The following is a 13244-nucleotide window of genomic DNA, read 5'->3' as shown; positions in this document are numbered from 1 at the left end:
TCTCAAGACCCCGGCTTGGCCGTGGGCGGGGGTATGGCGCGATAGCCCGGGCGGGTGAGAACGAAGAGCCGCTCCTGTCCTCTTGCCACCACCCGCAACGACCGGTAAGAACCATCAAGGCTCTGGTCGGGCGGCGTGTACCCAATCGTGTACTGATTGCGAATCTGACGCGCTATCCCCAGAGCGACTTCGTCAAGAGCCTCGGGGCCCGCAGGATAGTAGGCCACACCCCCGCTCATTGCCGTCACTTGATCCAGGTCGTGACGAGCGTGGGCCGCCTTCGACGTCTCTTCCTCACCGAGCAAGCCTATGGCATAGATCAAGATCTCGTGGCGTTCGGCCCGCGACCGAATGTCAGTGATCGAGGCCATGCTGGCGTTGTCGACGCCATCCGTGATGACGAGGAGGACCTTGCGGTCCCGCTGGCTGTGCTCGTTGAGGTAGTCGGCCCCGGCCACGATGGCATCGCGCATGGCCGTGCCCCCGATGGAGTCCAACCGGGCGAGGCCGGCCTCCAGGACGCCCACATCGCTCGTGAGGGGCACATCGATGTGCGGCTTATCGGCAAAGTTGAGCACGAAGACCTCGTCTCGAGGATTCGAGGCCCGCACGCACGCAAGCGCGGCCGCCTCCACCTTGGCCCGCAACCTGCGCATGCTGCCGCTGTCGTCAATCAAGAGCCCCAGGGAGACGGGCACGTCGTCCCGGTGGAAGAGGGCTATCGTCTGCGGCTTGCCGTTCTCGTAGACGGTGAATGCATCTTGCGGCAGGGTCGTCACCAGCTCTCCCCGCTTGTTCCGGACGAGGGCGTGAAGCACGACCAGCTTCGCCTCCGTGCGGAAGACCGGTCGCTCCTGTCCGCCGACCGGAGGCCCGGTCAGCAAGCACAGGGCCACGATCGCGGAAATGCCCTGGGCCGGGGGCCGGCGTCGCCGCGACGATCTCGCGACTCGCATCGACGTCAAGGGGTTGTGGAAGCGGGCGACAACTGCAGCTGTATGGGCGTGCGCGCGGGGATTACGACCTCCCTGCCCTTGCCGAGCAGGGCGCTATAGCCGCTCCGGACCAGACCAAGGATTCCGAGAGCCACGGCCACGGGTCGGGAAATTTGCCCAAGCCCCGCGCCCAGGAAGCCCAAACCCATGAAGCCTCCAACGCCGCGGCCGCCCGCGTTCCCCTGCTGCACACCCGCCGTCGCGTCACCGACATCATCGCGGTCGCCGCGGTCGTGGTCCAACGTGGCGCGCAGGGCAAGGAGGGACACCGCCGGCGAAATGAACCGTGACTTCGAATTTGGAACGCTGGTGCCACCCTCTTCGTCGATGGTGAGGTGCTGGTCCTGGCCGAGCTCCGCGGTGACCAGGGAGGCCAGGAGCTTGTCGGCCACCCCTCCGGGGAGTTGCACGGTCTCAAACAAGAAGCGCAACTGTCCGTTGTGGTGGAACCGCCCCGCTCCCTTGGCAAAGGTTACCTCGCCCTGGAGCTCGGCGCCTTCGGGAAGGATCAGACGCTGATCCGACGAAAACAAGGGCTGGGTAATAACGGCCCGGATCGGCGTTCCCCGGGGAGTCTTGGCCGAGTCGAGAGGGGTTTCCAAGCGGGCCGCGAGGACGCTCTCGGGGGGGGCAAGCGTGCCGGGGGCGGCCCGTGGAGTTGGAGTAACGGTGCCGAAGTTGAGGGGACCGAGCAACTCCGCGGCGTAGACGGTCCCTCGGTGGAGATACTGAAAATGGTAGGGCAATCGGTTGGCCAGCATCTCCTTGAGCCGCTCGATTTTGTCGGGCGCCTTGAGGGACGCCGACATCTGCTCCATTCTCTGGGCGATCTCCTGCCGGGCCTGGGCGAGCTTTCCCGCTTTTTGGGAAGCCGCCGCGACCTCAAGGGAGACATTCTCGAGGCCCGCGTCGACCTGGGTCGCGACGGGAATCTCGGTGCAGTCGCTCAAGACCAGGGTGTCGAACCTCAAAATCGCTTGGCGAAGCGGGGTCAGGTCCCCTCGGAGGATCGCGCGCAGTCGGGTTGCCCCTCGGACGCTCTCCAGCTTTTCCACGTGTCCGACCACCTTCGTTCCCGCCGGCAACACGACGCGATCATAGGAGTAGACCGGTTCGATCAGGGTGCCCAGCACCGGTTGGCCGACGCGCCGCAGAGTCACTCGCTCGTCGAGCGCTACTCGCAGGGGCGTGCCCGCCTTGACGATAAGGTCGATGGGCCGCTCGACCTCCTCGCCGGTCGCCGTCCCGGTCGGGGGAGGGAGGTCCGGAAGGGAGGGGAAGGCAAAGGGGTACGCGTCTGGTCCCGTCCGTTTCGGGAAGGCGATGGACAGGCGAACGGTGCCGCCCGTTCCGAAAGCTCCCTGGGGAGTCACAGTCACCTCTGGGAGGTTTGGTGGGGATGGGCTGGCATGGGTCTCGTCCGTCGGGGCCAAGCCCTCCCGGAAGCCCGGTGGCCATCCCGACTGCCAGTGGTCCCGGGAGGGATCGGGCTCGAACTCGCTATGGCGGTTCTCGGTCGCTGAGGACGAGAGGAGCGCGGGGGCGCTTTGCTCGGCATCGAAGGCGCGGGCCGGGACCACGAAACTGCCGTTCGCGACGTCTCCCCGGCGGGTCGCCCGGCCGAGGGTCCCCTTCAGGGCGACCGCGGGGGCAGCATGGACGTCGGGCAACGGCTCGAACGCCTCGAACGCACTCTCGGTCCGGGTGGCGAGGAGGCTCGTGGTGGCACTGTCAAAGGTGAAGACCCAGGAACGAATCCCGGAAATCGTGACCTCGTAGGCCCCGGGGGGAAGGCCCTGGAAGACGAACCGCCCCCAGGGGTCACTCGGCTGTTGACGCTCAATTCCCGTTGCCAGGCTCCGGGCGGTGACGGTGCGCGCGGCGAGCGGGGTACCGTAGGGGTCCACTACCCTGCCCTCGAGATGGCCGCCGCCCGACGAGGTGTCGGCGGTTAGAGGGCGGGCCGCGATCGAAGAAAAGCTGAGCACGCCGGGCAGAAGGAGGCGCAACATCTTCCCGAGCCGACGTCGGCATCCGAGGTGCCAGTGCGGACGCGGGCGGCCCTGCCTCCTGGCCGCTCCCTTGACCATAGCTAACACGTCCCTGCCCGCCGCGCTCCGACCCGCAGGGGGTCTAGAGTCCCGGAGGAGCTGCGCTGGCCATCTGGTGCGTCACCTTCCAGCATCGCTTGCCCCAGGAGTCTTGGCGGCTCACGACCGCAACCCGCACTCTCTCACTCGGGCGGGACTGGGGAGGAGCCTGGCAGGCGTCGTCCCTATTTTTTCCATCCAGCCCAGTCGCATCTAAGGTGGTCCACGCGAGCCCTGCTTGTCAAGGAACCGCCTCCCCGGAGGGTTTGGCTCATGATGCCCGCCGGAGCAGCTCGGGCGCGCTTGGGGGGCTCCAAGAACGAGCGGCCGATCTCGGAAGCGGGGGGCTTACCGGCTGGCGCCAGCCCGGCCGCCGTAATATCCTCGTGCCCAGCCGCCTTTCCCCAGAGCTTGCGGTCGCCTTGGTATGCGCCCGCCCTCAGTAAGGAGACGAGGTCATGCCATCGAAACCGAAGTCAGTTTCGGCCCCGCTCCTGCTCGCAGCGCTCTGCGCCTTTTCGGGGGCTTCCCCCGCCGGCGGCGCCCCCGAGGACCAGACGATCAGGATCGGTGCCGTTCTGCCCGTGACCGGAAAGGAGTCCAAGATCGGCAGCGCCTACAAGCAGGCGACCGAGTTCGCGATCCGAGAGATCAACGATGGGGGAGGCATCGACCTTGGAGCCAGGAAGTTCAAGGTTGATCTCACTCTCCTCGACGACACCTCGGACCCGGCCAAGAGCGCCCAGCTCGTGGAGCAGCTCATCACCCAGAAGGTGCACGCCGTGATCGGCGGCTATGGCTCCCAGCTTGTCCAGGCCCAGAGCGTGATGCCCGAGCGTTACGGCGTCCCGTTCCTCGCGGGCGGCGCCGGTGCGCGCAGCATCTACGGGCGGAGCAAATGGGTATTCGGTACCCTGTCCCCGGTGGACGTTTTGGCCTCGACCCAGATGGACTTCCTGGACGCGCTGGTGGGAGCGGGAAGGCTCAGGAAACCGGTCAAGATTGCACTCGTCACCGAGAACACGGAACACGGGAAGGACTATGCGCAGGGGGTCCAGGACTTCATCAGGGCCCATCCCGGGGAGTTTGTGGTCGCTCTCGAAGAGAGCTTCGAGCTCTACACTCCTGACTTCAAGCCCCTCTTGTCGCGCGTGGCGGGGGCTAGAGCGGACGTGCTCATGGCCGACGCCCACCTCGAAGACTACATCGCCATGCACCGCGCCTACACGCAGATGGGCCTGTACCACCAGATGGTGACCTATGGAGCCCGCGGCGCGGATGCCGCGGCCCGCAAAGCGCTGGGCTCGGCCACCGACTACGTTTTCGCGAGCGGGTGGTGGTCGGACCTCCTTCCCTATCCGCAGGTCAAGGCCTTCAACGCGAGATGGAAGTCGGCGACGGGCAGCGACCCGCAGTGGTACCACGCGACCGCCTACGAGACGGTGCGCGCGCTCGCGGCCGCCATCCACAAGGCCGGTGGCTTGTCGCCGGACGCGATTCGCAACGGGCTCGCCACCGTGGAGCTTAAGGACTCGATCCTGCCCGGCGGGGTCCTGAAGTTCAGCGCCTCCGGTCAGGCCATCCTGCCCTTCGTGGTGACCCAGAACAAGCCGGGTGACAAGGTGGACATCGTATGGCCCAAGGAGTCAAAGACGGGGGAGGCGGTCGGCCCCATCCCGCGGAGCTGACGGTCGGGGCGGCCCCGTCCATGATCCCGGCCCTCCTCGGTCCCGCTTTCGCAAACGGTCCCCCCTAACGCCCCATGCACGATCTCGTTGCCGTCGTCGTCAATGCCCTGCTCGCAGCGGGCCTGTATGCCACGATGTCGTACGGCCTCGCCGTCATCTACGGCGTGATGCGAATCATCAATCTCGCTCACGCCGGGATCCTTATGCTCGGGGCCTACGTCACCCTCACGCTCTACGATCGCTTTGGCCTGGACCCGTTCCTCTCCCTGGTCATTGTGGCACCCCTTTTCTTCTTGCTCGGCGTAGTGCTGCAACGGCTGCTTGTGCGCCGGCTACCCTCCGGGGGGGGAACGCCTTCCATGGAGTCTCTGCTCCTGCTCTTCGGCCTCTGGCTGGTCCTCCAGAACCTCGCCTACGCGGTCTGGGGCGGCGACACCCAGTCGATCCTGACCAATTACACCATGCGGGCGGTCGACCTCGCGGGAGTGCGGGTTGGAGTTCCGAACCTGCTCGTCTTCGCGGCCGGCGCGGTCTGCCTTCTCTGGCTCCAGCTGGTCGTGAAGCGCACGGACCTGGGCCGGGCCATGCGAGCGGTGACCCAGAACCGGGACGCGGCCATGCTCTGCGGGGTAGACGCCGATCGCATCTCCGCCCAGGCGTTCGGCATGGGGACGGCCCTGGCCGGGGTGGCAGGCGGCTTGCTCTCCACCCTGTACGCATTCACCCCCGACTTCGGACGGAGCTTCCTACTCAAGGCTTTCTGCATCATCGTGCTCGCGGGCATGGAGAGCGTGGTGGGCGTGGCCGCGGGCGCCTTCATCCTGGCCATCCTCGAGAACGCGCTGGGCGCGTTCACGCGGATCCCAACTTCCTTCCAAGATGCGGTGAGCTTCACGCTCCTTGTGGTCGCTCTGGTGGCTTTCCCGCAGGGTCTTCCCCATGCCTTCCTGCGGATGACCCGGCGACGGGCGGCCCTCCGCTAATGACCGGGCTGCGCGCCCGGCTGCGGCCCTCCGTCACCGTCGCCGCCGCCGGCCTGCTCCTGCTGCTCGCGCCGCGCGTGTTCGGGCGCGGCATTCTGAACGACATATGGAGCGTCGCTTTCGCGGTGGTGCTCGCCTCTTCGTGGAATTTGCTTGGCGGCCTGGCCGGGCAGGTCTCTATCGGCTACTCCGCCTTCCTGGGCATCGGCGCCTACACGACGGCGTTGCTCGCGCTGCGGGGGATGCAACCTTACGCAACCTTGCCCTTGGCCGCCTTGCTGGGAGCGGGGTTCTCCTTCGTGGTGGGGCTGCCTACCTTCCGGCTCCGCGGGCCGTACTTCACCATCGCCACCATCGGGGTGGGGGAGGCGGTGCGCGTCTTCGCGGGGGGAGTCGCCTTCACCGGCGGGTCGAGCGGGATCCGGATGCCGCCCGGCTCCTTCGACTTCGGACTGAACTACGCCAGCATGGTGGTGCTGGCGGTGGCGGTGGTGACCCTGGCCGCCTGGCTCCGGGGGAGCGCCTTCGGGGCGGCCCTGGCCGCCATCCGGCAGGATATCGACGCCGCGGAGGCCCTGGGGATCAACGCGACTCGCTACAAGGTGGCGGTCCACGCCCTCTCCGCGGGCCTGGTGGCGGCGGCGGGCAGCCTCTTCGCGATCAACTTCCAATACATCTCGCCCGGGTCTGTCTTCGACTTTCGGCTCTCGCTCTCGATCGTGCTCATGCCCATCCTGGGGGGGGTGGGAACGGTCGCAGGCCCGGTTTGGGGGGCGATCTTCTTCAGCTACCTGCAGATCAAGATGCTCTCCGTTCCCGCCTTGCGTGATTCCTATCTCTTTCTCTACGGAACGCTTCTCATCCTAATCATGCTTTTCGAGCCCAAGGGCCTTCTCGGCCTTTGGGAGCGGCTTCCGCGCGCTCTGCGCCGGCCGCCGAAGGAGGCGAGTGCCGCCTGAGGCGATCCTCTCCGTCCGCGGCCTCTCGAAGCGCTTCGACGGGCTCCTCGCGCTCGAAGGCATCGACTTCGATGTGGCGCGGGGCGAGATCTTCGGGATCCTCGGTCCCAACGGGGCGGGCAAGACGACCCTCTTTGCCTGCCTCGTGGGCGCGCTGGCCCCCAGCGCGGGCACCGTGCGCTTCCGGGGCGAGCGGATCGATGGCCTTCCCAACTACGAGGTGGTGGCGCGGGGTCTCGTCCGGACCCATCAGATCGTGCGACCGTTCCGGGAGATGACGGTGACCCAGAACGTGGCCATCGGGGCCCACTTCGGCAGTCGGGGCCGAGGGCGGGGGGCGCCGGAGGAGCGGGTAGCCGAGCTCCTGCGGCGCACGGGGCTCTCGCACCGGGCGGGCGCGCTCGCGGGCACGCTCACCATCGGCGAGTTGAAGCGCCTCGAGATCGCGCGTGCCCTCGCCACGGAGCCGGCGGTCATCTGCCTCGACGAGGTGATGGGGGGCTTGAACCCCTCTGAGATCCAGGGGGCGATGGAGCTGATCCGGTGGGTCCGGGAGGAGGGAGTAACGGTCCTCATGATCGAGCACCATGTCCACGCGGTGGTCGGCGTCTCCGATCGCATCCTCATGCTCGACTTCGGCCGCAAGATCGCCGAGGGCCTGCCCGCCACGGTCGTGAATGACCCCGCCGTCGTCGCCGCGTATCTGGGGGACGTTGCCGTCCCCGGGGGGCGGGCGTGAGCCTGCTCGAAGTCTCCGGCCTCGATGTCTCCTACGGTGATGTCCAAGCCCTCTGGGACGTCTCCCTGGCGGTCGGCGAGGGAGAGGTAGTGACGGTGGTGGGCGCCAACGGGGCCGGTAAGTCGACGCTTCTCAAGACTCTAGCTGGGCTTCTGCCCCCCCGCCGCGGTCAGATCCTCTACGACGGGCAGGCCGCGGGCGGCCATCCGCCCCACCGCCTGGTGGCCCGGGGCCTGGTCCTGATCCCGGAGGGGCGGCAGCTCTGGCCAGGCATGACCGTCCGGGAGAACCTTGAGATGGGGGCCTACGCCGCGGGCGCACGGCCCCGACGCGCCGAGACCTTGGAGGCCGTCTACGCGATGTTCCCCGTGCTCGCGAAGCGGGCGCGCCAGAAGGCGGGAACGCTGTCCGGGGGCGAGCAGCAAATGTGCGCCATCGGGCGGGGCCTGATGGCGCGGCCCCGGCTCCTCCTGCTCGACGAGCCGGCCCTCGGTCTGGCACCAAGGCTGGTGGGGGAGGTGTTCAAGGCCCTGGGTCGGATTCGCGAGCAAGGCGTGACCCTGCTCTTGGTCGAGCAGAATGTGGCGCACGCGCTGGCCCTCGCGGATCGAGCCTATGTCCTGGAGTCGGGCCGGGTGACGCTCTCCGGCCCCTGCGCCGAGCTCAGCCAGGACCCGCGCGTTCGCGAGAAGTATCTGGGTGCACAGTCGGTCTGAAGAGCCTGACCGGAGACGGCGGCATGCCATTCCCTGGTGCCCACTGCTCATGACCGGGTTTGCGGTTTTTCATTTCGGGGGCGAACACCGCGATTGGCTGCGAGGGGCGGCGTGCGCCACCCGCCCGCGGGTCAGGGAACGCGGCTCAAGGAAGACACGCGCGGGTAACACTGCCTGCTCCCGACCTGACGGCCCCTCCCTCTTGACCCCCTCCCGCGCGCACCGTACTCTAGGGTCGTCCGTAGAGCGGGTCGGGCGGTCGCCGCGGCCGGATGTCCAGGCCGGGGAGGAAAGTCCGGACTCCAAGGGCAGTGTGCTGGCTAACGGCCAGCGAGGGTGACCTCAGGGAAAGTGCCACAGAAAACACACCGCCGAACTCCCGGGCGACCGGGGGTGGCAAGGGTGAAAAGGTGCGGTAAGAGCGCACCGCCGGCGTGGTGACACGACGGGCAGGGAAAACCCCACACGGAGCAAGACCAAATAGGGGGGCGCTTGAGGCTGGCCCGGCCGAAGCCCCCGGGTAGGTCGCTGGACCCCACGGGTGACCGCGGGGCTAGAGGAATGATCGCCTCCCGCTGCCGGCTTCGCTTGGCGGCGGTGACAGGATCCGGCTTACAGACCCGCTCTGCGGACACTTTTCCCTCCCGCCCGACCCGACGGCGATGTCGGACGCCGAGGAGAGACTCCTGAGGATACTGGTCACCGGCGGAGCAGGGTTCATCGGCAGCCACCTGGTAGAGGCCCTCGTGCGTGCCGGCCACCGGGTCCGCGTGCTCGATGACTTCTCATCCGGGAGCCGCGGCAACCTGGGAGCCGTGAGGGGCGACGTGGAGGTGATGCGGGGAGACTGTTCCGACCCGCGGGCCGCGGCCCGGGGGGTGCGGGGCATGGAGACCGTCCTGCACCAGGCCGCGGTGCCGAGCGTCGCGCGCTCGGTCCGGGACCCCGCCCTCTCGCACCGCGCCAACCCCACCGCCACCCTGACCGTTCTTCTGGCCGCCCGGGACGCGGGCGTGCGCCGCTTCATCTATGCGGGGTCGTCCTCGGTTTACGGGGACACGCGGGAGTTGCCGAAGCGCGAATCCCTGCCGCCCCGCCCCCTCTCTCCCTATGCGGTTGGGAAGCTGACGGGGGAGTACTACGTGCGCCTCTTCGCGAACCTCTACGGCATGGAAACCCTGACCCTCCGCTACTTCAACGTGTTCGGTCCTCGCCAGCGGGCGGACTCCCCCTACAGCGGGGTCATCAGCCTCTTCATAAGGGCCTTGTTGGCCGGGCGCCGCCCCCTCATCTACGGGGACGGCCTCCAGAGCCGCGACTTCACCTACGTCGAGAACGTCGTGGAGGCGAACCAACTCGCTCTCAAGGTCCGGAAGCCCGCCGGTCAGGCCGTGAATGTAGCCTTCGGAGAGCGGGTGAGCGTGAGGCGCCTGCTGGCGATCTTAGCCCGGCTCACCGAACAGCCGGCCCGCGCGGAACGTAAACCGGGCCGCCCGGGCGACGTTCGCCACAGCCTGGCCGACCTCCGCCTCGCCCGCCGGCTGCTGGGCTACCGGCCGCAGGTGGACCTCGAGACCGGTCTGCAACGGACGGTGAAGTGGTATCGCGAGGGGGGGGCGGACGGAGGCGCCTGAGCTAACGCGGTGGGCTCGCGGGCGTGCCCACGGGGCCGTTTTTGTCAGTCCCGCGCAGGAAGTCTTCCCAGCTCTTCTGGAACTCGGCGTAACTGAGGGCCAGCGCCACCGGCAGTGCTTCTTCCGAGGGCAGGCGGTCGGAGAGGGCGGCCACCAGGCGAACGACCCCGGCCTCGCCACGCGTGCGCAGGATATGGGCCACCGCGGACAGGCTCTCCGCATAGGCGATCGCGGCCTCCGCCTCCGCCAGGCCGCGGAACGGCCCTTCGAGGGTCAAGAGATTGGGCAAGCGCCCAGCCCGGGCCAGGAGAGCCAGGGTGGCGTCGTCCCGCGCGGGATCGCCGCCCTCCAGCCATTGGGCGATCCCCTCCTGCAGCCAGACCGGGCAGTTGTTGCCGGTACGGGCGGCCACGAACGAGTGGGCCAACTCATGGCGGAGCACGCGGAGGAGACGGGGTGTGGGCTGGTCCAGGCCCATGACCGGCACCCGGATCGTCCCGTCGTTCCACCCCTCTGCCCATTCCGGGGCTCGGGTGGTATCCCGGAAGCCCGCGTTGGTCTCGAGCACGACAGTGACGGGGAGGTCGGGGCTGAAGCCGAGGCGCTTCGTGTAGTCGGAATAGCTCTCGGTCAGGGCCTTGAGAACGGCCACGCCCAGGGGCTCGTTGACCCCCCCGTCGTAGCGGATCCGGAACTGCGCTTCGGGGGCTGCGGTCTGCGCGGGGGCCGCGATCTCCGCGAGTTTCCGACGAACCAGGGGATCGGGGCGCAGCACCAGACTGTGGCGATATTCCTCTTCGGCCCGTGCCCGGTCTCCGAGCGCGACCAAGACATCGCCCAGAAGCGATCGTGACCGAGGATTCCGCTCGTCCATGCGCACTGCGCGCTCGGCCGTTTCGCGGGCAGCGGGGAGCTCACCCAAGGCGAGCTGCGCCTCGATCAGGGCCTGCATGGCCGGAATGGACTGGGGGTTATGGAACAGGGCGAGGCGGGCAAAGCGCAGCGCCTCCCCCGGATCCTGGGCGGCCAGCTTCTCCCGGCTCCGGAGAACCTCGGAGTCGGTGATCGGCTCCCCTCGCGGGCCGGCCTCGACCTTCTGGACGAGGTCGCGGGGAAGTCCGAAAACCCCGCCGTTCTTCTCGTAGCGTAGCTGCGAGCCCTCGTACCATGCCCGATCCGCTTCGATGACGTGCCCGTTGGTCAGGGTGATGACGTCGGCCCCCACCGGGGCGGCCAGCAGCAGGCCGAGCAGGCCCGCGCGGAGGGCGCGGGAGGGAGGGAGGGGGGAAAACTGGGGCAAGGTTAGTTGAGCATCCCGGCCGTGGGCACGACCTTGGGAGTGGCTCCTCCCCTCCGGAAGTATTCGGGCAGCGCGCGCAGACCCGCAGCGGCGGCCTCCTCCGTCGGATACGTGCCCCAGCAGATGCGATAACAGCTCCGCCCCTTGAAGGTGACGGGCAGGATGTAGAGCTCGTCTCCCGGCACGGACTGGTTGGCTTTCTGGATGGTTTCGGTGGAGCAGGCCACGAGGATCTGGATGCTGAACCGCGGCCCGGATTTCTTCAGGCCGGAGGCGAATGCCTGAGCCGCCTCCAGATAGGAGCCGCTCTGGAGCAGGCTGTGCGCGTCTGCGGTCGCGGTGGACGGGCGAGGGCTGGCGGTGGGGGCGGGAGCAGGCGTGGCCGGCGGGGAAGGGGGAGGCGCGGTGGTGGCGGGAGCGGCCGCTGATGCGCTGGCGGTGGGCGCAGGGGCAGGGGTCACCGGGCGTTCCGGAGGCACGGACGGGGAGGCCGTGGGGGCGGCCACCGGCGCCGGGGTACGGGCCGGCCGGGCCCGGGCGACAACCCTCAGGATCTGCGATCCAAAGAAGTAGAACCCAGCTCCGGCAATCGCCGCCGTCACTCCCAGCCCCCCGAGGACCCAGGCCAGCGCCGGCGAGCTCCGCTTGCGGTTCGGCCGACCTGCCGACGTCGGACGGAACTGGGGCTCCCAGCGCTCCTGAGGTTTCGGCTTCTCCCCGGAACCGAGGGCGGACCCCGAGCCGGATGGGTTCAAAAGGGCATCGAGGGCGGCCAGGTCATCCCTGGAGGGGCGCGAGGTGGGGACGGGCTCGGAAGTGTGGTCCTCGATGGGCCCCGGATCGGGGTAGGTCACGGCCGGCGGGGGCGTGACGTCTTCGAACGTGTCGGGTGCCGCGCGGGGAGCAAGCGAAGGTGCGCTCGAGGCAAAGCCGGAAGTGGTCGCGATCTCGAAGCCGGGGGCTGATTCCGCCAGCCCCGGGCTGGAGGGCGTGGAATCCATGCTGCCGAAAGTGACGGCGGGTGTGGGCTCAGGCTCCACGCCCAGCGTCAGGGGGCTCGCCGGCTGGGCGGGGGGCGCGAATGCTGCCGGCTCGGCAAAGACCGGGGCCTCCGAATCGGCGAACGCCGGCGACCCGGGCTCCACCATGGCGAACTGGCTCGGGTCGGGCTCGGGCATCGGGAAGCCCGCGGGCCCGGACGCTGCGAAGGCGGGGGGCTCGGCACCGGGGAGAGGGAGAGCCGGCTCGGGGGAAGACGAGGTCGGCTCGGACACGAAGAACGGCGCATCCGTTTCCGCGTGGTGGGGAGCGGCCGGAGTCTCGCCCTGGGAGTCGTCTCCGAAGGCGGCGCGGGCGGTCTGGGCCAGGTCCAACTCTCCCTCCCCACCCGCCCCCGCTCGCGGCGCCCCCCCTTCAACCGCGTCCTCCGCCCGCGTCACCAGGCCCAGGAAAAGCAAGCCGCAGGCCACCTTGGCCGCCTCGAACTCATCCAGCCGGGTGAGGGACGCCGCCTCTTTCAGCGAGCGCTGCCCGTCGAGCCGCTCGGGCAGGCCCCCGGTCTCGGCCCCGATCTCGAGCAGGCGCGGATTCATGGCCTCGGCCGGCTTCAGCACGACCCCGAGGCTCTCCAAGTGCCGCAAGACGAACCCCCGGTCGGGGATGCGGCGCACCGCGGCCAGGAGGAGACGCTCGGTGGAGAGCTTGAGATCCACCGCCCCCTTCGGCAGGACCCCGTCTTCAAACTCGAAGGTCCCGGACGTGTAGGCGATCACGTCAGAGAGGATCCGCTCCACCTTGATCCGGGCCGCTTCACCCAGCTCACGCTGGTTGACGTACCCGCTCTCCGACAGCACCTTGGCGAGGGGGTTGCCCGGCCCCACCTTGACGTTGACATCCTCCAGTTGCTCGGTCGTGATCTTCCCGTTCTCGATCAAGATCGAGCCGAGCTGGTCCTTGGGATCATTGGATGACCCGAAGAGGATGCGGCCGCCCCGGAGATAAAGGGCCTTCGGATAGGCTGGCCCGTCCACCTTGAGCGAGCCAGTGGCCCCGCGCTGGTGGAGATCCATGAGGATGAAGGGAAATACTTTGGGATCGATGTTCCCGCTGGTCGGGAACGCCTCAGCCATCTACCCTCCCG

General features: G+C 68.5%; 10 protein-coding genes and 1 other RNA gene. 7 read left to right on the top strand and 4 right to left on the bottom strand.

The window, feature by feature from the left end; genetic code table 11:
- Positions 1 to 2: 2 nt before the first annotated feature.
- Together VN461_07540 and VN461_07535 are read right to left on the bottom strand one after the other, a co-directional pair.
- A complete protein-coding gene (locus VN461_07540; GenBank protein ID HXB54618.1) occupies positions 3 to 956 on the bottom strand; it encodes a VWA domain-containing protein in 954 nt (317 codons plus the stop codon).
- 5 nt (positions 957 to 961) lie between these two features.
- On the bottom strand, positions 962 to 3007 hold the full coding sequence (locus VN461_07535; GenBank protein HXB54617.1) for a carboxypeptidase regulatory-like domain-containing protein: 2046 nt from the start codon (positions 3005 to 3007) through the stop codon (positions 962 to 964).
- Positions 3008 to 3543: 536 nt separating this feature from the next.
- Between VN461_07535 and VN461_07530 the strand changes: the two genes are divergently transcribed.
- The 7 genes from VN461_07530 to VN461_07500 all read left to right on the top strand — a co-directional run bounded on the left by VN461_07530 (position 3544) and on the right by VN461_07500 (position 9804).
- Positions 3544 to 4773 (top strand): amino acid ABC transporter substrate-binding protein, encoded by a 1230-nt coding sequence (locus VN461_07530; GenBank protein ID HXB54616.1) that lies wholly within the window; start codon positions 3544 to 3546, stop codon positions 4771 to 4773.
- 74 nt (positions 4774 to 4847) lie between these two features.
- A complete protein-coding gene (locus tag VN461_07525; GenBank protein ID HXB54615.1) occupies positions 4848 to 5756 on the top strand; it encodes a branched-chain amino acid ABC transporter permease in 909 nt (302 codons plus the stop codon).
- Complete coding sequence (locus VN461_07520) at positions 5756 to 6715, top strand: branched-chain amino acid ABC transporter permease (GenBank protein ID HXB54614.1); 960 nt, start codon at positions 5756 to 5758, stop codon at positions 6713 to 6715. Before VN461_07525 ends, VN461_07520 begins: the two co-directional genes overlap by 1 nt.
- Positions 6705 to 7454 (top strand): ABC transporter ATP-binding protein, encoded by a 750-nt coding sequence (locus VN461_07515; protein HXB54613.1) that lies wholly within the window; start codon positions 6705 to 6707, stop codon positions 7452 to 7454. The genes VN461_07520 and VN461_07515 overlap by 11 nt, the downstream gene beginning before the upstream one ends.
- Positions 7451 to 8170, top strand: coding sequence for an ABC transporter ATP-binding protein (locus VN461_07510; protein ID HXB54612.1), 720 nt, complete (start codon positions 7451 to 7453; stop codon positions 8168 to 8170). The genes VN461_07515 and VN461_07510 overlap by 4 nt, the downstream gene beginning before the upstream one ends.
- 243 nt (positions 8171 to 8413) lie before the next feature.
- Positions 8414 to 8801, top strand: an RNA gene (rnpB, locus tag VN461_07505) — RNase P RNA component class A.
- A gap of 31 nt (positions 8802 to 8832) precedes the next feature.
- Positions 8833 to 9804, top strand: a complete 972-nt coding sequence (locus VN461_07500; GenBank protein HXB54611.1) for an SDR family oxidoreductase — start codon at positions 8833 to 8835, stop codon at positions 9802 to 9804.
- A gap of 1 nt (position 9805) precedes the next feature.
- On the opposite strand, the gene VN461_07495 is transcribed toward VN461_07500, so the two are convergent.
- A complete protein-coding gene (locus VN461_07495) occupies positions 9806 to 11104 on the bottom strand; it encodes a hypothetical protein (protein HXB54610.1) in 1299 nt (432 codons plus the stop codon).
- 2 nt (positions 11105 to 11106) lie between these two features.
- Complete coding sequence (locus VN461_07490) at positions 11107 to 13233, bottom strand: DUF4388 domain-containing protein (protein ID HXB54609.1); 2127 nt, start codon at positions 13231 to 13233, stop codon at positions 11107 to 11109.
- Positions 13234 to 13244: the final 11 nt, after the last annotated feature.

The sequence above is a fragment of the Vicinamibacteria bacterium genome (genome assembly GCA_035570235.1).
Classification (GTDB): domain Bacteria; phylum Acidobacteriota; class Vicinamibacteria; order Fen-336; family Fen-336; genus DATMML01.
This window is presented reverse-complemented; position numbering and strand designations above follow the sequence as displayed.

Coding starts and splice junctions, on each gene's coding strand:
- VN461_07530 (HXB54616.1), top strand. CDS start 3,544: ATGCCATCGAAACCGAAGTCAGTTTCGGCCCCGCTCCTGCTCGCAGCG.
- VN461_07520 (HXB54614.1), top strand. CDS start 5,756: ATGACCGGGCTGCGCGCCCGGCTGCGGCCCTCCGTCACCGTCGCCGCC.
- VN461_07500 (HXB54611.1), top strand. CDS start 8,833: ATGTCGGACGCCGAGGAGAGACTCCTGAGGATACTGGTCACCGGCGGA.
- VN461_07535 (HXB54617.1), bottom strand. CDS start 3,007: ATGTTGCGCCTCCTTCTGCCCGGCGTGCTCAGCTTTTCTTCGATCGCG.
- VN461_07540 (HXB54618.1), bottom strand. CDS start 956: ATGCGAGTCGCGAGATCGTCGCGGCGACGCCGGCCCCCGGCCCAGGGC.
- VN461_07525 (HXB54615.1), top strand. CDS start 4,848: ATGCACGATCTCGTTGCCGTCGTCGTCAATGCCCTGCTCGCAGCGGGC.
- VN461_07490 (HXB54609.1), bottom strand. CDS start 13,233: ATGGCTGAGGCGTTCCCGACCAGCGGGAACATCGATCCCAAAGTATTT.